The sequence below is a fragment of the Streptomyces sp. WMMB 714 genome, from assembly GCF_900090125.1.
Taxonomy (GTDB): domain Bacteria; phylum Actinomycetota; class Actinomycetes; order Streptomycetales; family Streptomycetaceae; genus Streptomyces; species Streptomyces daqingensis.
In genome coordinates, this window is sequence record NZ_FMHJ01000022.1 from 17299 (window position 1) to 34359 (window position 17061).

Sequence of the window (17061 nt, forward strand, 5' to 3'; positions counted from 1 at the left end):
GCACTGGGCAAGGTCTGCAGGGTCCGCGTTGTCTCGTAAGGTTTGCGCGTGGGATCTCTGCGTAATCCGATCGGACCGCTTCCTTCCTCCATCTACTGGCGGCGAAGGGCAGTTGCTGTTGTCATCCTCGCGCTGCTGGTTCTGCTCGTCGTCTGGGCCCTCGGGCTGGGCGGACGCGACTCCCACGACGAAGGCAAGGGCGGCGGCGGCGAGGGACCGGCCAGCAGCATCGGGCCGGGCCCGACCGATCCGGGGCCCACGGTCGGCGAACGTCCGGGCGGCCGCGACGAGTCGGACGAGGGCGCGGAATCCGACGGCGGCTCAGGAGAGGACGGCGGAGGCGGGGCCGGAGACGGCGCCTCCGGCGGTGGCGCGGACGGCGGCGGCTCCGGCTGGGAGCCCGGAGGAAGCGGCTCCGGCGGCTCGGACAGCGGCGACAGCGCGGGCGGTGGCTCCACCGGCTCGGGCGGCGGCGCCGCGGTGCCCCCCGGCTCCGAACTGCCCGACTGCAAGGGCTCCGACGTGACGGTGTCCTTGCGCACCGTGCACAAGGACTACGCCGAAGGGGAGAAGCCCCGATTCGAACTGACCGTCAAGAACAAGCGGGGCACGGCCTGCAAGCTCGACCTCGGCCGTGAGGCCGCGGTGGTGACGGTCAAGGACGCCGACGACAAGAAGGTCTGGGCGTCGGACGACTGCGTGCGGAAGGCGAAGCCGGCGCTCTTCCAGCTGCCCGGCAGCGGCAGCGCGACGCACACCTTCACCTGGTACCGGAAGCCCAGCTCGGCCGGGTGCGGGACGCCGCCCGCCGGCTCGGTGAAGCCGGGGAAGTACGAGATCGAGGTCGATCTCGAAGGCGTCGAGAAGGTGGACGCGTCCTTCGAACTGAAGACCTGACCGGCTGCGGAAGCCGGCAGAGAGACGTCCGGATCACGCGGCCTTCGGGGCCGGGGCCGGGGCCGTAGCCGCCCGCCCGTACGGCACGCGGCTGCACGGGCGTGGTGAGCCCCTGTCGACGCCTCAGACGTACCGTTCCAGGATGCTGGACTCCGCCAGCCGGGAGAGCCCCTCGCGCACGGACCGGGCACGGGCCTCGCCCACGCCGTCCACCGTCTGGAGATCGTCGACGCTCGCGGCGAGAAGCTTCTGCAGACCGCCGAAGTGCTCGACCAGCCGCTCGATGACCGTGCCCGGCAGCCTCGGCACCTTCGCCAGCAGCCGGTAGCCACGGGGCGAGACCGCGGAGTCCAGTGTCTCCGGGGCGCCGCTGTAGCCCAACGCCCGTGCCACCGTGGGAAGTTCGAGCAGCTCGCTGTGGCTGAGCCGGTCCAGCTCGTTGAGGGCCTCGCCGACCGTACGGGAGCGGCGTCCGCTCGGCTCCGGCACGTAGTCCCGCGCGACGAGGTCGCGCTCCGGCTCGACGCCCGCGATCAACTCGTCGAGCTGGAGCGAGAGAAGGCGCCCGTCCGTGCCCAGCTCCACGACGTACTCGGCGATCTCGGTGGCGATGCGGCGCACCATCTCCAGCCGCTGCGCGACCGCCGAGACGTCGCGCACCGTCACGAGGTCCTCGATCTCCAGCGCCGAGAGCGTGCCTGCGACCTCGTCGAGCCGGAGCTTGTACCGCTCCAGCGTGGCCAGGGCCTGGTTCGCACGGGAGAGGATCGCCGCCGAATCCTCCAGGACGCGACGCTGGCCGTCGACGTAGAGCGCGATCAGCCGCATCGACTGGCTGACGGAGACCACCGGGTATCCGGTCTGGATCGACACCCGCTGCGCGGTGCGGTGCCGGGTGCCCGTCTCCTCGGTGGGGATCGAGGCGTCAGGCACCAACTGCACACCGGCGCGGACGATCTTGGTGATGTCGCGGTCGATGATGAGCGCGCCGTCGAGCTTGCACAGCTCGCGCAGGCGCGTGGCCGTGAAGTCGACGTCGAGGACGAATCCGCCGGTGCACAGCGGTTCGACGTTCTTGTCCATGCCGAGGAGGATCAGTCCGCCGGTGTTGCCCCGCAGGACCCGCTCAAGGCCGTCGCGCAGGGCAGTGCCGGGCGCGACCGCGCTCAGTGTGGCGCGCATCAGGCCCTCGGCACCGGATCCCCCACCGGTTTTGCCGGGAGGTGCTGCCCGGTCGTTGGCTGCCACAGCACTCCTTCGGTCGTGCGTACGTACGGGCGAGACCGGGGCAAAGTCTACCGGCGGCGTGCGCGGCGCCCTACTGCGCCGGTTCGGCGGCTCCGGACTCGATCTTGCCAGGTCTCGCGGCGCGAGCCGGCAGTACGGCGAGTGCCTCCCCTATGTCGGCGACCTCCCGGACGCGCATTCCCGGGGGAATCCTCCCGGGATCGGCGGGCACGAGAGCGTGCGTGAATCCGAGGCGGGCGGCCTCGGCGAGCCGGCGCTGCACCCCGGTGACGCGGCGCACCTCGCCGGCGAGGCCCACCTCGCCGACGGCCACCAGGTTCTTCGGGAGCGGGGTGTCGCTGGCGGCGCTGGCGAGCGCCAGTGCGACAGCGAGGTCCGCGGCCGGTTCCGACAGCTTCACGCCGCCCACCGTCGCGCTGTAGATGTCCCGCTTGCCCAGCGCGCTGATACGTCCGCGCTGTTCGAGAACGGCCAGCATCATCGAGACCCGCGACGTCTCGAGGCCCGACGTGGTGCGCCGGGGCGAGGGGATCTGGCTGTCGACGGTGAGGGCCTGCACCTCCGCGACCAGCGGCCGGCGCCCCTCCAGCGTCACGGTGAGGCAGGTGCCCGGGACGGGCTCCGCCCGGCGGGTGAGGAAGAGACCGGACGGATCGGCGAGCCCGGTGATTCCTTCGTCGTGCAGTTCGAAGCAGCCGACCTCGTCCGTCGCGCCGTACCGGTTCTTCACGCCCCGCACGAGGCGCAGGCGCGCGTGCCTGTCCCCCTCGAAGTGCAGCACGACGTCGACGAGGTGCTCCAGCAGCCGGGGCCCGGCGATGGAGCCGTCCTTGGTGACGTGCCCGACGAGGAGCGTGGACATCCCCCGCTCCTTCGAGGCGCGGATGAGGGCGCCCGCCACCTCCCGCACCTGTGCGACGCCGCCCGGCGCTCCGTCCAGCTCGGGCGAGGCGACGGTCTGGACGGAGTCCATGACGAGCAGGCTGGGCTTCACCTCGTCCAGATGCCCGAGGACGGCCGACAGGTCCGTCTCGGCGGCGAGGAAGAGATGGTCGCCGAGGGCGCCGATGCGGTCCGCCCGCAGCCGCACCTGGCCCGCGGACTCCTCCCCGGTGACGTAGAGCGTCCTGTGCTCGGGGCCGGACGCCTTCGCCGCCACGTCCAGCAGCAGCGTCGACTTGCCCACTCCGGGCTCGCCCGCGACCAGGACCACCGCGCCGGGCACGAGGCCGCCGCCGAGTACACGGTCCAGCTCGTCGACACCGGTGCTGCGCGCCGTCGCCTGCGTGCCGTCGACCTGGCCGATGGGGAGCGCGGGGGCCGACACGCGGCCGGGCGCCGTGGTGCGGACGGCCGGGGACCCGCCCACCTCCTCGACCGTGCCCCACGCATGGCACTCGGGGCAGCGGCCGAGCCACTTGGCCGTCTGCCAGCCGCACTCGGCGCAGCGGTAGGCGGGTCGGTCCTTGCCGGAGGATTTGCGGGCAGCCATGCATGCACCGTAGCCGCCGGCGCCGACAGGCCGGTTCCGGCCGGGCGCCGACGGCCGGCACGGGGCGCGGCGCGGAGCTGTCGTCCGTGCGCGGCCGGTGGCGGAGGTGCGTCCGAGACACCGAAGAGTGGTGCCGGGTACGGGACTTGACGTGCGTCTCGTCCCCTTTCGAGGGAGATGGTCACCCGTAAGGATTAAAGGTGGGCTACTGGGTCCTCATGGGGCATGCCGCCCGCCTACCGTCACCGGATGAGCAGCAGGCGCGACCACTCCACGCACGCCACCGGTGCCCACCGTGCGCACTGGAGGCGGCGGCCGAAGCAGCACCAGAGCTCCGGTCAGCCAAGGGTCTTCAGCAGGACCGGAGCCTCGGCGAAGTCCGTGACGGCGGGCACCGAAGGCGTCAACTCCGCGAACGGCTCGCCGACGCCGGCAAGTTCGACATCAGCCGCACCCGGACGCTCCCTCGCGGCGGCCGGCCGCGGCACCGCCGGCGCCGCCCCCGCGTTCGCCGGCGGACGCACCGCGTCCGGCGCCTCGGCGGCCCTGGACGTCCGGGCGGCGACCGGCGTTCCCGATACGGCGGGCGGCGCCGGGGGCGCGCCGCCCGCGCCGTCCGTGACGGCCTCCGGTCCGGCGACCGCCGTCGAGGAGTGCGGCATGAGCCGCTACGAGCCGTACCTGGACGGCCTGTTCACGTACTGCCTGTCCGTCATGTGCGAGCACGACGCGGCGACGAGCGCCCTCGGCGAGGCGCTCGTCCTCGCCGAGCGGCAGCACGAGAAGGAACGCGGCCCCTCCCGTCCCGCCCTGCACCGCCCCTGGCTGTACGCGCTGGCGCGCTGGGTCTGCCTGCGGCGCCTCGCCGAACAGGCCGGGAAGGAGTCCGCCGGGAGCCGGAACGGCCGCGGCCCGGGCGTCCCCGCCACCGCGCCACACCTCTCCGAGGCCGCCCGCACCCAGCGCCGGCGTGAACTCGCCGCGCTGGCCTGGCCGGAGGCCGCGGGCACCACTCCCGAGCAGCGTGAGGCGCTCGAACTCGCCGTACGGCACGGTCTGCCCGCACCGGAGGTCGCGGCCGTCCTCTCGCAGACCACGGAGGCCGCGAGCGTGCTGCTCTCGCAGGCGGCCTGCGAGGTGGAGCGGACACGCGCGGCGCTGGCCGTCGTGAAGTCGGGCGGCTGCGCCGCCGTCGCCGGCCTCGCCGGAGAGGACCAGCTGCTGCTCGGCCCGGCCTTCCGGCGCGAACTCGTCCGGCACGTCGACGAATGCACGCACTGCAGGCGGGCCGCCGAGCGTGCGATGGCAGGGGTGTCGTGGCCGGGTACGGCGCCGGCCGGGACCGCCGTGCTCGCCGTGCTCGAAGCGCCGAGGCCGGCGATCGAGGCCGCCGTGCTCGCGGTCCGCCGTGCACGCGCCCGCCACACGCCGCGCTTCGACAAGACGGGCTTCCCCGTGGAGGTGAAGGACCGCGGTGCGCGCCGCGACCGGCTGCGCAGCCGGGCCGTGACGACCACCGTCGTCGCCACGGTCGTCGCCGCGCCCGTGCTCGCCCTGTGGGCGGCCTACCGCGGTGCGCCCATGACCGGGGAGTCGGACGGCTCGGGCATCTCCGCCTCCGAGCGGGACGAGGACTCCTCGCTCAGGGCCCAGCCGTACGAGAACGCGGCTCAGGACCGTAAGGCGCACGACGGGCACAGGCGCGGCCACTCCGGAGCCGACTCCCGTAAGGACGACGACGGTTCGCGCGGCAAGAAGGACGGCGGCAAGGACGGGCCGGACGGCGACCGGGCGGGCGCCCTCCGTGTAGACGCCCGGTCGGTGAACGGAGCGACGCTCATCCGGCTGACGGCGGGCGGCAGTTCGCCGGTGCGCTGGTCGCTGTCGGGCGGCGCCTCGTGGCTCGCGTTCAGCGATACGAGCGGTGTGCTGCGCCCCGGGCAGAGCACGACGGTCCGAGTCTCGGTCATCCGCGGCCGGGAACCGTCCCGTGCCTGGTCGGCGAACATCCGGGTGGCGCCTTCGGGCGCGGTCGTCACGATCCAGGGGCGCGGTTCGAGCCCGACGCCGCCGAGCGACCCTCCGTCCGAGGATCCGACGACTCCGCCGCCTTCCGAACCGCCGCCGTCCGAGGATCCGACGACTCCGCCGCCCACGGAGCCGCCGCCGTCCGAGGATCCGACGACTCCGCCGCAGTGAACTCGCGGCGCCGGCCGGTCAGTTGGGGGCGGGGTCGGCCGGATGCGGGGCGAGCAGCGGCAGGGCGGGGTATCCCGAGGGCGCGGCAGCGGTAGCGATCCGCTGCTCGCACAGTTCGGCCAGCCGTTCGTACCCCTGCTCACCCATCAGCTCGGTCAACTCGGGCCTGTACGACTCGTACACCGGTTTCCCCGCCCCGTGGGCGGACGGCGCCGACGTGCACCACCAGTGCAGGTCGTGCCCGCCGGAGCCCCAGCCCCGCCTGTCGTACTCGCCGATCGAGACGACCAGCACCTGTTCGCCGTCGGGGCGTTCCACCCATTCGAACGTGCGGCGGATCGGCAGCTGCCAGCACACGTCCGGCTTGGTCTCCAGCGGCTCCCTGCCCTCGCGGAGGGCGAGCATGTGCAGCGCGCAGCCCTGACCACCCGCGAATCCGGGGCGGTTGTGGAAGATGCAGGCGCCGTCGATGCGTCGGGTCTGCCGCTCGGGGCCCTCGTCATCGTCCTCTTCGTCGTCCGCGTCCCCGTCCCCGTCTTCGTCCCCGCCTTCGTTCCTGCCTTCTCCGAGGCCGTCGCCCACCTCGTCGGTGCCGCCTTCGACGCGCTCCGACTCCCCCTCGTGGCCGGCGGCTTCACCGTCGGCTGCGTCCTCGCCGTCCTCGCCGGCTGCGTCCTCGCCGTCCTCGTCGTCGTCCTCAGCGTCCGCCGCCTCCTGCACCCACCCCGTGGCCATACCGACGTCGTGGTACTGCCAGGTCTCCGGGGTGAGCCGGGCCACGTGCGAGGCGACGCGCTTCTCGTCGTCCTCGTCGGAGAAGTGGGCGCCGAGCGTGCAGCAGCCGTCGGTCGCCCGGCCGGGCCGGATGCCCTGGCAGCCCTGTCCGAAGACGCAGTTCCAGCGCGAGGTGAGCCAGGTCAGGTCGCAGCGGAAGACCTGCTCCGCGTCGGCGGGGTCGGTGAACTCGACCCAGGCACGCGGGAAGTCGAGGGAGACCTCTTCGGCCCGTGGCCCGGCGGGGTGCTGCCCAGCGCCCGCCGGCGCGGCCCCTTCCGGCGCGCGGGCCTGGTGATCCGCTGCCTGCGCGGCCGATGGTGCCGGTGAGGGTGCCCGCACCTCGTGCCCCACCTGGTCCGCCTCGTCCTGCTTCTGGTGCTTCGCCGCTTTCGTCTTTCCCACGTGCCCCAGCGTAACCGCGCCCTCGGCGTATACGGCTAGCGTGCTCCGCATGAGACTCGGTGTCCTCGACGTGGGCTCGAACACGGTCCACCTCCTCGTCGTCGACGCGCACTCCGGCGCGCGTCCGCTGCCCGCCTACTCGCACAAGGCAGAGCTCCGGCTGGCCGAACTCCTCGACGCGGACGGCGCGATCAGCACCGAGGGCGTCGACCGGCTCGCCGCGACCGTCGCCGAGGCCGTCCAGGTCTCCGAGGACCAGGGCGTGGAGGACCTGCTGCCCTTCGCCACGTCCGCGGTCCGTGAGGCGCCCAACGCCGAACACGTGCTCACCCGCGTCGCCGACGAGACCGGCGTCAAGCTCGACGTCCTCTCCGGCGAGGACGAGGCCCGTCTCACCTTCCTGGCGGCCCGCAGGTGGTTCGGCTGGTCCAGCGGCCAGTTGCTGCTCCTCGACATCGGCGGCGGCTCGCTGGAGATCGCGTACGGGCAGGACGAGGAGCCCGACGCGGCCGTCTCGCTCCCGCTGGGCGCGGGGCGCCTCACCGGCGCGTGGCTCCCCGGTGATCCGCCCGGGCCGGACGACGTACGTGCGCTGCGCCGCCACGTCCGTGCCGAAATCGCCCGCGTCGCAGGGGAGTTCAACCGGTTCAACCCTCCGGACCACGTCGTGGCCACGTCGAAGACGTTCAGGCAGCTGGCCCGTATCGGCGGGGCGGCGCGGTCCGCCGAAGGCCCGTACGTGAAGCGGCAGTTGAGCCGCAGCTCGCTGGAGGAGTGGGTGCCGCGGCTGGCCGCCATGCCCGCGGCGGAGCGTGCGGAGCTGCCCGGGGTCTCCGAGGGGCGGGCCCGCCAGCTGCTGGCCGGCGCGCTCGTCGCCGAAGGAGCGCTCGACCTGTTCCGCGTGCGGGAAGTGGACATCTGCCCCTGGGCACTCCGCGAGGGTGTGATCCTCCGTCGGCTCGACCACCTCCGGAGGGCGTGAGATCGCTCACGGGCGCAGGGGCGCGTCCCGGCGCCCCAGGGGCGTGGGGCGGCCGCGGCGAGCCTGGTGACCGGCGGTGTGACCAGGTCGGGTCCGGAGGAGCCGGGCCGTACCGAGGCCCGGTTGATCACTCGGCGGGAGCCTTAGGCTGTCTGCTGTGGCTCAACCTGCGGTGCGCGTACCCGATGCGAAGGTCGCCCTGTCCACGGCCTCCGTCTATCCGGAGTCCACGGCGACGGCCTTCGAGATCGCTGCGCGCCTGGGTTACGACGGCGTCGAGGTCATGGTGTGGACCGACCCGGTCAGCCAGGACATCGAAGCGCTGCGGCGGCTCTCGGACTTCCACGAGGTCCCCGTGCTCGCGGTGCACGCGCCCTGCCTCCTGATCACGCAGCGGGTCTGGTCCACCGACCCCTGGATGAAGCTTCAGCGGGCCCGGCACGCGGCGGAGCGCCTCGGAGCGTCGACGGTCGTCGTGCACCCTCCCTTCCGCTGGCAGCGCAACTACGCACGGGAGTTCGTCGACGGCGTCTGGCGCATGGCCGGTGAGACGGACGTCCGCTTCGCCGTCGAGAACATGTTCCCGTGGCGGTACCGCGACCGCGAGATGATGGCCTACGCCCCGGACTGGGACCCCACCCAGGACGACTACCGCCACTTCACGATCGACCTCTCGCACACGGCGACGTCGCGCGCGGACACGCTCGCCATGCTCGACCGCATGGGAGACCGTCTCGGGCACGTGCACATCGCCGACGGCAACGGCTCCAACAAGGACGAGCACCTCGTCCCGGGCCGTGGCACGCAGCCCTGCGCCGAGGTCCTCGAGCGGCTGGGGGCGAGCGGTTTCGACGGTCACGTCGTCGTCGAGGTCAACACCCGCCGCGCCATGTCGGCGGCCGAACGGGAGACAGACCTGGCCGAGGCGCTGGCCTACACGCGTCTCCATCTGGCCTCCGCCGCGGTGCGCGGCACCGGCACGCCTCCGCAGAGGCACCGGTGAGCTCCGCGGCGCCGGGCCGCAGACGCGGCCGCCCCGCCTCGGCCGAGAAGGCCGCCGGCGAGCCCGGCACCCGCGACCGGATCCTCAGCTCCGCGCGCGCCGAGTTCGCGGAGAGCGGCTACGACAAGGCGTCGGTCCGGGCGATCGCGCGGGGAGCCGGGGTGGACTCGGCCCTCGTCCACCACTACTTCGGGACCAAGGAGCAGGTCTTCGTCGCCGCGGTCGAGGGGGCCTTCGCCCCCGCCATGGACATCCCCGACCTGCTGTCCGGTGCCCGCGAGCAGTGGGGCGAGCAGCTCGCCGGCTACGTCCTGGGCATCTGGGAGGACACGGTCACGAGGGACCCGCTGCTGGCGATCATGCGTTCCGCCGTCGCCAACGAGACGGCCGCGGCGATCTTCCGCGGGCTCATCGGGCGCAACCTGCTGCAGCGCGTCGCGGGCGGTCTTGGCGCTCCGGACGCGGAACTACGCGTGGAGCTGGCCGTCGCGCAGCTCGTGGGGACGGCGCTGCTGCGCTACGTCATCAAGCTGGAGCCCATCGCCTCGGTGCCGGCCGAGGAGCTGGCCGGACGGCTGGGGCCCGTAGTGCAGAGGCATCTGACCGGCTGAGGCTCCGGGAGGCGCTCCGGACGCAGTGCCCACCGACCGGTCGTACGGTCTCAAGATGTGGTCCGAAGGTCCAGATTCCGGTCGCCGGGGCGTACTCTCGGGAACCTACGAACCGTGTGAGCTGCCCTCGCCGCTCCACACCGCGGCCCGCGCACTGTGCGCGACGCCGCGTCCGCTGTGAGACCGAGCCCGGCAGCGCGCACTGGACGACACCCGTGTGCGTCGCAAGAGGCGCACGCACCGTACGAGTGGAGTGCCATCATGCCCGAGCTGAGGTCCCGCACCGTCACCCACGGCCGCAACATGGCGGGCGCCCGTGCCCTCATGCAGGCATCGGGCGTAGCGCGTGAGGACTTCGGCAAGCCGGTCATCGCGGTGGCCAACAGCTTCACGGAGTTCGTGCCCGGCCACACGCACCTGCAGCCCGTGGGGCGGATCGTCAGCGACGCCGTCAAGGCGGCGGGCGGCATCCCGCGCGAGTTCAACACCATCGCGGTCGACGACGGCATCGCCATGGGCCACGGCGGCATGCTCTACTCCCTGCCGTCCCGCGACCTGATCGCGGACTCCGTCGAGTACATGACGGAGGCGCACTGCGCGGACGCCCTGATCTGCATCTCCAACTGCGACAAGATCACGCCGGGCATGCTGATGGCCGCGATGCGGCTCGACATCCCCACCGTCTTCGTCTCCGGCGGGCCCATGGAGTCGGGTACGGCGACACTCGTCAACGGCACCGTCCGCAAGCTCGACCTGATCAGCGCCATCGCGGAGTCCGCCAACGACAGCGTCTCGGACGAGGACATGCGCCGCATCGAGGACAGCGCCTGTCCCACCTGCGGATCGTGTTCCGGCATGTTCACCGCGAACTCGATGAACTGCCTGACCGAAGCGATGGGCCTGGCCCTGCCGGGCAACGGCTCCGTGCTGGCGACGCACACGGCACGCAAGGCGCTGTACGAGGACGCGGGCCGGACCGTCGTCGAACTGGCCACGCGCTACTACGACCAGGACGACGACACCGTCCTGCCGCGCAACATCGGCGGCCGCGCCGCCTTCGAGAACGCCATGGCGCTCGACATCGCCATGGGCGGCTCGACCAACACCATCCTCCACCTGCTCGCCGCCGCGCAGGAGGCCGAGCTGGACTTCACCATGGCGGACATCGACGCGCTCTCCCGGTCGCTGCCCTGCCTGACCAAGGTCGCGCCCAACGGCACGTACTACATGGAGGACGTGCACCGCGCGGGCGGCATCCCCGCCATCCTCGGCGAGCTCTACCGAGCCGGTCTGCTCAACGAGGACGTGCAGAGCGTGCACTCCCCGTCCCTGGCCGACTGGCTCAAGAACTGGGACATCCGCGGCGGCTCGCCGTCCGCGACGGCGCTCGAACTGTTCCACGCGGCGCCGGGGTGCGTGCGGTCGGCGTCGGCCTTCTCGCAGTCCGAACGCTGGGACTCCCTCGACACCGACGCCGCGGGCGGCTGCATCCGCGACATCGAGCACGCCTACTCCACCGAGGGCGGCCTGGCCGTCCTCCACGGCAACCTCGCCGAGAACGGCTGCGTCGTGAAGACGGCGGGCGTCGACGAGTCCATCCTCACCTTCTCCGGGCCGGCGGTGGTCGTCGAGTCGCAGGAGCAGGCCGTCGACGCCATCCTCAACAAGCGGGTCAAGGAGGGCGACGTCGTCGTCATCCGCTACGAGGGCCCCAAGGGCGGCCCCGGCATGCAGGAGATGCTCTACCCGACGTCCTTCCTCAAAGGCCGCGGCCTGGGCAAGGCGTGCGCTCTCATCACCGACGGCCGCTTCTCGGGCGGAACCTCGGGCCTGTCCATCGGCCACGTCTCCCCGGAGGCGGCGGGCGGCGGCACGATCGCGCTCGTGGAGACAGACGACCGGATCGTCATCGACATCCCCAACCGCACCATCGAGCTGGCGGTCGACGACGAGGTCCTGGCGGCCCGCCGGGCGGCGCTGAACGGCACGTACGCTCCGCGAGGCCGCGAGCGCAAGGTCTCCACGGCTCTGCGTGCGTACGCGGCCATGGCGACCAGCGCGGACAAGGGCGCCGTGCGGGACCTGACCCAGCTCGGCGGCCAGTAGCCCGCGACAGCGGGGCGGGTACGCCCGTCCGGCAGGACGGCGCGGCCCTGAGGGACCCCGACCGCCGCACGCGCGGCGGCGGGGAAACCCTGAACGAGCGCGCACATCCGCCCTTTCGCTTTTCCCGCCGTGTCCGGACGCGACGGAGCGGAAGGCGCTGCACGAGGCCGGCTGACCCGGCCTTCGCCCAGCGATGCGCCGCTGAGCCTCCCGCTCCCTTTCGGGCCGCTGTCACCCCTGCGCTCGCCCCGCCCCCGCCGGATGCTCGGGCGGCTGCTGCTGCGGCGACGGCGAGGGGGCCGCCGCGCCCGCACGCGCGTTGTGCTCCTCCTCCCACGCGGACAGTGCCATTCCGCAGGCATGGTCGACGTGCCGCAGCCCCGCGAGGCTCAGCTCGACGCGGCGGTCCTGGGGGAGCGCCTCCAACTGGTCCAGCAGTTTGGGAAGCCGCAGGAAGGTGGCGTTGCCCAGCACCTGGACGCGCAGGGGCCGGCCGTGACCCGCGTCGTCCGTCTCGATCTGCACGTGCGAGATCTCCCAGGCGGACTTCACCACCGCGAGCAGCAGCCCGATCAGCACCCCCTCGAACATGTTCACGATGAAGATCGCGGCAGCGGTGACCCCCAGCACCACCGCCTCCGCACGGTGCTCCCGCCACAGCGGCACCAGCTCGCGCAGCGGGATCAGCTTCCAGCCCGCGTGCATCAGCACACCCGCCAGCGCCGCCACCGGAATCACCCCGAGCGCCGCCGGCAGTGCCGCTGCGAACAGCAGCAGCCACACCCCGTGCAGCACACGGGAGAGCTTGGTGCGTGCCCCTGCCGCGACATTCGCCGAACTGCGCACGATCACCGCCGTCATGGGCAGCGCCCCCAGAACACCGCACACGGCGTTCCCCGTTCCCTGTGCCATGAGTTCCCTGTCGTACTGCGTACGCGGACCGTCGTGCAGTCTGTCGACGGCGGCGGCGCTGAACAGCGACTCCGCGGAGGCCACCAGCGCGAACGCCACCACTGTCGCGGCCACGCCGAACGACGCGAGCGCGGCGAAGTCCTCCGGCTGCGGCGGCCGTACGGCGTCCAGCAGGCCCTGCACCTGTACGCGGGCGACGGGCAGGTCGCACAGTGCGGTCACCGCCGTCGCCAGTGCCACGGCGGCAAGCGGGGCCGGAAGCACCTTCGCGACCGGCTTCCACCGGGGCCAGACGATCAGCACCGCGATCGTTCCCACGCCCACTGCGGCGGCGGTCGCAGCCGTCGCGGAGCCGATCACCGTCCCTGCGAGAGCGGGGAGCCCCGCGAGCTTGCCGACGCCCGTGCCCGGCGCCTCCTCGTCGGCGAGCGTGTAGATCTGACCGGCGATCAGGACGAGCCCGATGCCCGCCAGCATGCCCTGCACCACCGCGACGGAGATCGCCCGGAACCACCGCCCCAGCCGCAGCGCCCCCATGGCCAGCTGCAGCACCCCGGCCAGCAGTACGAGCACGCCGAGCACTCCCGTCCCGTACGCCTGCACCGCCTCGTACACGAGTACGGTCAGCCCTGCCGCGGGCCCGCTGACCTGCAGACTGCTGCCCGGCAGGAAACCGGTGACGAGACCGCCCACGATCCCTGTGATGAGGCCCAGTTCTGCCGGCACTCCCGACGCGACGGCGACGCCGACACAGAGCGGCACCGCCACGAGGAAGACCACGAGTGACGCGGTGATGTCGGCCCGCAGAGTGCCGCGGGTTCTCGGTTCGAAACGCATGTACGCCTCCAGCCCGCCACGTCGCACGTCGTCGTGCGGGGCGGGGATCGTTCGCTGCATGGGGGACCAGGGCGCTCACCGGCGCCCTGTGTGGACGGCTTCTGCCTGTGCTGACTCACGCCTGTCGGCGCGGTGTGCAGCTCAGCAGCGCAACGCCCGGTGCATGAGCGGCAGGGCTGTGGATCTCACTGCCCGGGAGGCGTCACGCATGGTGACCGGACTCGCCGGTGCATGCGTCTGTCCCGTACGGAAATCGCAACCGCACATTTGTCCTGGCGGCACGGGAGACGCGGGGGCGTGCCCCGTGTGGCGCGCCGTCTGCCGCGGCCGGCAGTCGTCCTCTCCGGTTCCGGAGTGCGGTGCGGCGGACGGCATCTGCTGCGACAAGGACGTGGCGGGCTGGGTGATCTCCGGGGCGACCTGCGCGTATGCGGTCTCGACGATCAGGAGCGTGGCGAACAGCAGCGCGACGGCGGCGATGAGTGTCCGCCCGGCGTGCCTGCTCGGCCGCATCGCAGCTCCCTCGGCGAGCTCGCTGTACAGGAAGCCTCATTGTGTCCAGTCGGCGAGGTGGATTTGCAAGTCGGCACATGCACTGTGAGTGAAAAGCGATGCCTCGAAGGCGTATTCACGCCATGTGCGGCCGAGACCGGCAGGCCCTGCCGCCGACCCGGCTCCCGTTCTCTCTTGACGGTCCACTACTCGCGGCCCACAATTCATCACATGATGAATAACATGCGGTCCGGGCCCGCCGGCACACCCGGCTCCTCCCCTCCACCCACCGAGAAGGGCCCGGCCATCCGGGCCGACGGCCTCAACGTCGTCCGCGGCGGCCGCACAGTGATCGACGACCTGTCCTTCGAAGTCGCGCCCGCCACCGTCACCGGACTGCTCGGCCCGTCCGGCTGCGGCAAGTCCACGCTCATGCGCGCGATCGTCGGCACCCAGGCCAAGGTCGACGGCACCCTCGACGTGCTCGGCCGCCCCGCCGGCTCCAGGCAGCTGCGCTCCCGCGTCGGCTACGTCACCCAGAACCCCTCGGTCTACGGGGATCTGACAGCCCGGCAGAACCTCGACTACTACGCGGCCGTCCTCGGCATCCCCCGCCGCGAACGCACCGACCAGGTCACGCGCGCCCTCCGGGACGTCGACCTGCTCCCGCACGCCGACTCCCTCACGGGAAACCTCTCCGGCGGCCAGCACTCCCGCGTCTCCCTCGCGGTGGCGCTCCTCGGCTCACCCGAACTGCTCGTCCTCGACGAACCCACCGTCGGCCTGGATCCCGTCCTCCGCCGCGACCTGTGGAACCTCTTCCACCGCCTCGCCGGCGAACGCGGCACCACCCTCCTGATCTCGTCCCACGTCATGGACGAGGCCGACCGCTGCCAGAACCTCCTGCTCATGCGCGCCGGACGCCTCCTCGCCGCCGATTCCCCCGACGCCCTGCGCGCCCGTACGCACACCGGCTCGGTCGAGGACGCCTTCCTGCACCTCGTCGACGCGGCCCGCGAGGCCGACCGCGCCACCCCCTGACGGACAGCCCCGGCCGCCCGCGGCCACGGCCCGCCCTCCCCGATCCCTTCCGCCCGGAGCCCAGCCATGAAGCTCTCCCGCACCCTCGCCACCGCCCGACGCGTACTCCGCCAGCTCAGCCACGACCCCCGCACGGTCGCCCTGCTGCTGCTGGTCCCCGTACTGCTGCTCGTACTCCTCTACTTCGTCTTCGACGCCGACCGCCGCGCTTTCGACGGCATCGGGGCCTCCCTGCTCGGCATCTTCCCGCTGGTGACGATGTTCCTGGTCACCTCGATCGCGACCCTGCGCGAACGCACGTCCGGCACGCTGGAGCGCCTGCTGTCGATGCCGCTCGGCAAGGGCGACCTGATCGCGGGCTACGCGCTCGCCTTCGGCGTCCTCGCCGTCGTCCAGGCGTCGGTCGCTACGGCCGTCGCCGTCTGGCTGCTGGACCTCGACTTCGCGGGCTCACCCTGGCTGCTGCTCCTCGTCGCCCTGCTCGACGCGATCCTCGGCACGGCGCTCGGGCTCTTCGTCAGCGCCTTCGCGGCGTCGGAGTTCCAGGTCGTCCAGTTCATGCCCGCGGTGATCTTCCCGCAGATCCTGCTGTGCGGCCTCTTCGCGCCGCGGGAGACCATGCAGCCCGTCCTGGAGTACGTGTCCGACGTGCTGCCGATGTCCTACGCCGTCGAGGGCATGAACGAAGTCCTCCAGCACTCGGACCCCACTGGCGACTTCGTGCGCGACGCAGCCATCGTGGGCGGCTCGGCCCTCCTCGTCCTCTGCCTCGGAGCGGCCACTCTCCGCCGCCGCACGGCATGACCCCGACCGGGGCGGGGCCGGGCATCCACCAGCCGGACGCTCCGGCTGCGGCCCCCGCACCGGTGCGAGGATGAGCGGAGCACGCGTACGCACTGGACGAGGTGAACCGCTCCATGACCCAGAAAGTCGCCGTCCTCGGCACCGGAAAGATCGGTGAGGCACTGCTCTCCGGCATGCTCCGGGGCGGCTGGTCACCCTCCCGTCTCATGGTCACCGCCCGCCGCCCCGAACGCGCGGAGGAACTGCGGGAGCGGTACGGCGTCGAGGCCGTCAGCAACACCGAGGCCGCCAAGAGCGCGGACACCCTCATCCTCACGGTCAAACCGCAGGACATGCGCCCCCTGCTCGACGAGCTGGCCCCGCACACCCCTGCGGAGCGCCTGATCATCAGCGGCGCCGCCGGCATCCCCACCTCCCTCTTCGAGGAGCGCTTCCAGCACGGCACACCGGTCGTCCGGGTCATGACGAACACCCCGGCCCTGGTCGACGAGGCCATGTCGGTGGTCTCCGCGGGCACCCACGCCACGGACGCCCATCTGGCGCTCGCCGAGGAGATCTTCAACGGCGTGGGCAAGACCCTCCGCGTCCCGGAGAGCCAGCAGGACGCCGCCACCGCCCTCTCCGGATCCGGCCCGGCGTACTTCTACTTCCTGGTGGAGGCGATGACGGACGCCGGCATCCTCCTCGGACTCCCGCGGGACAAGGCCCACGACCTGATCGTGCAGGCCGCTGTCGGAGCCGCGACGATGCTGCGCGACAGCGGAGACCACCCCGTCACGCTGCGCGAGAACGTCACGTCCCCCGCGGGCACGACCATCAACGCCATCCGGGAGCTGGAGAACCACCGTGTGCGGGCCGCAGTCCTGGACGCACTCGAAGCCGCACGCGACCGGAGCAGGGAACTCGCGTCCGGGAAGGGCTGAGAGCGGGCCCGGGGCTCTGTTTTGGGGTGGCTCCGGGCGTGGTGTAAGCTCGAACAGTTGCCGCGAAGCCGTGGTGCTTGTGGTGGCGCTCTTGCCGTTCGTCGGCAGTCTCTGGGTTTGTTTGTCTCCCCGGTTCGCGGGGCTGGTTTTGTTGTGCCTTGTGTGGCTTATGGAATCGGTTCGGTGGGTGTTTCGGGTGGCTCGATTTTGAGTCGCTGGGGGATGGCGACTAATGTGGCGGCTGCGTCGGAAGGCGCCCCCCGCCGGCCGGGGAAATCGGATTTACCGGTCCACTGCTCGGAAACGAGTCGGATCAAGAGTCTGATAGAGTCGGA

Annotated in this window: 12 protein-coding genes and 2 pseudogenes; 9 read left to right on the forward strand and 5 right to left on the reverse strand. The window is 72.2% G+C overall.

Features of this window, described 5'->3' with window-relative positions:
* Positions 1-48: 48 nt before the first annotated feature.
* Positions 49-897, forward strand: coding sequence for a hypothetical protein (locus H181DRAFT_RS27785; RefSeq protein WP_045867215.1), 849 nt, complete (start codon positions 49-51; stop codon positions 895-897).
* Between the two features lie 123 nt (positions 898-1020).
* Here the strand turns inward: H181DRAFT_RS27785 and disA are convergent, their stop codons facing one another.
* Both disA and radA read right to left on the reverse strand, forming a co-directional pair.
* Positions 1021-2145, reverse strand: coding sequence for a DNA integrity scanning diadenylate cyclase DisA (disA, locus tag H181DRAFT_RS27790; protein WP_045867216.1), 1125 nt, complete (start codon positions 2143-2145; stop codon positions 1021-1023).
* A 70-nt stretch (positions 2146-2215) separates the two neighbouring features.
* Positions 2216-3637 carry a DNA repair protein RadA gene (gene radA, locus H181DRAFT_RS27795; protein ID WP_045867217.1) on the reverse strand — a complete coding sequence of 474 codons (1422 nt, stop codon included), beginning with the start codon at positions 3635-3637 and terminating at the stop codon, positions 2216-2218.
* 249 nt (positions 3638-3886) lie between these two features.
* Between radA and H181DRAFT_RS27800 the strand changes: the two genes are divergently transcribed.
* On the forward strand, positions 3887-5836 hold the full coding sequence (locus H181DRAFT_RS27800; RefSeq protein WP_139131773.1) for a hypothetical protein: 1950 nt from the start codon (positions 3887-3889) through the stop codon (positions 5834-5836).
* Between the two features lie 18 nt (positions 5837-5854).
* Here the strand turns inward: H181DRAFT_RS27800 and H181DRAFT_RS30310 are convergent.
* Both H181DRAFT_RS30310 and H181DRAFT_RS30315 read right to left on the reverse strand, forming a co-directional pair.
* Positions 5855-6343, reverse strand: a pseudogene (locus tag H181DRAFT_RS30310) (hypothetical protein); the annotation flags it as partial.
* A gap of 237 nt (positions 6344-6580) precedes the next feature.
* Positions 6581-6952 (reverse strand): annotated as a pseudogene (locus tag H181DRAFT_RS30315) (hypothetical protein); the annotation flags it as partial.
* A gap of 112 nt (positions 6953-7064) precedes the next feature.
* Here H181DRAFT_RS30315 and H181DRAFT_RS27815 point away from each other — a divergent pair.
* From H181DRAFT_RS27815 to ilvD, 4 genes are all read left to right on the forward strand, one after another.
* Entirely contained in the window at positions 7065-7997 is a 933-nt protein-coding gene (locus H181DRAFT_RS27815; protein WP_045867218.1) for a Ppx/GppA family phosphatase, read from the forward strand.
* 157 nt (positions 7998-8154) lie between these two features.
* A complete protein-coding gene (locus H181DRAFT_RS27820) occupies positions 8155-9000 on the forward strand; it encodes a sugar phosphate isomerase/epimerase family protein (protein ID WP_074468086.1) in 846 nt (281 codons plus the stop codon).
* On the forward strand, positions 8997-9611 hold the full coding sequence (locus H181DRAFT_RS27825; RefSeq protein WP_045867220.1) for a TetR/AcrR family transcriptional regulator: 615 nt from the start codon (positions 8997-8999) through the stop codon (positions 9609-9611). The genes H181DRAFT_RS27820 and H181DRAFT_RS27825 overlap by 4 nt, the downstream gene beginning before the upstream one ends.
* A gap of 261 nt (positions 9612-9872) precedes the next feature.
* Positions 9873-11717, forward strand: coding sequence for a dihydroxy-acid dehydratase (gene ilvD, locus H181DRAFT_RS27830; protein ID WP_045867221.1), 1845 nt, complete (start codon positions 9873-9875; stop codon positions 11715-11717).
* 231 nt (positions 11718-11948) lie between these two features.
* Here the strand turns inward: ilvD and H181DRAFT_RS27835 are convergent, their stop codons facing one another.
* A complete protein-coding gene (locus H181DRAFT_RS27835) occupies positions 11949-13466 on the reverse strand; it encodes a SulP family inorganic anion transporter (RefSeq protein ID WP_045867229.1) in 1518 nt (505 codons plus the stop codon).
* A 735-nt stretch (positions 13467-14201) separates the two neighbouring features.
* Here H181DRAFT_RS27835 and H181DRAFT_RS27845 point away from each other — a divergent pair.
* The 3 genes from H181DRAFT_RS27845 to proC all read left to right on the forward strand — a co-directional run bounded on the left by H181DRAFT_RS27845 (position 14202) and on the right by proC (position 16726).
* The gene (locus tag H181DRAFT_RS27845; protein WP_045867223.1) at positions 14202-14999 is read left to right on the forward strand and encodes an ABC transporter ATP-binding protein; all 798 of its coding nucleotides are present in this window, start codon (positions 14202-14204) and stop codon (positions 14997-14999) included.
* Between the two features lie 66 nt (positions 15000-15065).
* Positions 15066-15803, forward strand: a complete 738-nt coding sequence (locus H181DRAFT_RS27850) for an ABC transporter permease (RefSeq protein WP_045867224.1) — start codon at positions 15066-15068, stop codon at positions 15801-15803.
* Between the two features lie 113 nt (positions 15804-15916).
* Positions 15917-16726: a pyrroline-5-carboxylate reductase gene (proC, locus tag H181DRAFT_RS27855; RefSeq protein ID WP_045867230.1), complete on the forward strand. Its 810-nt coding sequence runs from the start codon at positions 15917-15919 to the stop codon at positions 16724-16726.
* Positions 16727-17061: the final 335 nt, after the last annotated feature.